Source organism: Micrococcus sp. LASM2_SD2 (assembly GCF_057364565.1).
In genome coordinates this window covers 1-1,513 of sequence record NZ_JBNFOB010000355.1, presented here as the reverse complement: position 1 = coordinate 1,513, position 1,513 = coordinate 1, and the positions used below count along the sequence as shown (strand labels likewise).

1 protein-coding gene and 1 pseudogene are annotated in these 1,513 nt (G+C 77.0%); both read left to right on the top strand.

Going from position 1 to position 1,513, the window contains the following annotated elements:
- A pseudogene (locus tag AC2W7A_RS12300) lies at positions 1–247 on the top strand (hypothetical protein); the annotation flags it as partial.
- A 99-nt stretch (positions 248–346) separates the two neighbouring features.
- Positions 347–1,513, top strand: a 1,167-nt coding sequence (locus tag AC2W7A_RS12295; protein ID WP_485991594.1) for a UvrD-helicase domain-containing protein, incomplete at its 3' end; no start/stop codon positions are given.

Sequence of the window (1,513 nt, the reverse complement as noted above, 5' to 3'; positions counted from 1 at the left end):
GGACGGCTCCCTCCCGGAGGACCTGGCCGTCGTCGCGCGGCGCCGGTGGGCGGCCGAGGGGACGCCCACGTACGGCCACGGCGCCCGGGAGAGGATCCGCCTGACGGCGGCACGCTGGGAGCCGGACGAAGCGGCGGAGCGGGTCCTGTGCGAGCTGGCGGCGCGGGCACGGCAGCCCGTGACGGCCGCGGTCGAACGGGAGCGTGCCCTACCGTGTCCGGGGCCCCTGACAGAATCGGGGACATGAGTCTGAGCCCCGAGCAGCAGAGCCCCGAGGAGAGGTCCCCGCAGACCGCGGACGCGCACGTCGAGCCGCGCACGTCGCCCGCCGCGGGCGTCCGGTGCCGTGCCGTCCTCCGCCGCCGGCACCGCGGACGCCGCGGCCCTGCGGGCCGAGGAGCGCCGCGCCTGGGAGGACTCCTGGGCGGAGGCCGCACCCGAGGGCACCACGTCGGCCCGCCTCCGCGGTCCGGACGAGGCCGAGGCGTGGCCCTCCGAACTCTCACCGGAGCAGGAGGCGGTCGCGTCGCTGACCGCCGGCCACGGGGCCGTGCTGGTCCTGGGCGGTCCGGGGACCGGCCGGAGCACCACGCTGGTGGAGGCCGTCGCCCGCCGGCTCGAGGCGGGACTGGACCCGGAGTCCGTGCTCGTGCTGGCACCCACGCGCCAGTCGGCGGCCCGGCTGCGAGACGCCCTGACCGTGCGCCTGGAGGCCACCGGCCACGGCACCCGGGCCGTCACGCCGGTGCGCACCTGGTCCTCCTATGCGTTCGATCTGATCCGCCGTGCTCGCGTGGAGGGGCCGCTGCGGCACCTGGCACGCCCGCCGCGGCTGCTCTCCGGCGCCGAGCAGGACACCGTGATCGCCGAGCTGCTGGAGGGGTACACGGAGGGCGGTGCCGTGGGACCGGTGTGGCCGGCCTCCGTGTCCGAGGCCGTCGGCACGCGCGGGTTCCGGCGTGAGGTGCGCGAGCTCGTGGACCGGATGAGCGAGTTCGGCGTGGAGCCCGGAGACCTGCAGGAGCTCGGGGACCGTCACGGGCGCCCCGAATGGACCGCCGCCGCGATCCTGGTGCAGGACTACAGGGACCGCATCGACCTGGGCATGGCCGAGGCCTTCGACCCCGCCGGACTGATCTCCGCGGCCGTTCGTGTCCTCACGGACGCCGACCCGGAGGACCCGGAGCACACCGCGGCCACGCAGGCCTTCGCCGAGGCCGAGCGCCGTCGGCTGCGGCTCGTGGTGGTGGACGACCTGCAGGAGGCCACCCCGGCCGTCTACGACCTGCTCGCGGTGGTCGCCCGCGGCGCCGACGCCCTGCTCAGCGCGTCGCCGGACACCACCGTCCAGGGCTTCCGCGGTGCCGTGGCCGGCGAGGTCGGAGCGTACCCGGCCCGACTGGACGGCGAAGGGCAGAGCCGCCCGGCGTCCGAGCGCATCCACGTGCTCACGCAGGGCCACCGCATGTCCGCGCCGGTGCTCGAGGCCTGGGCGCGGGTGGCGCGCCGGCGT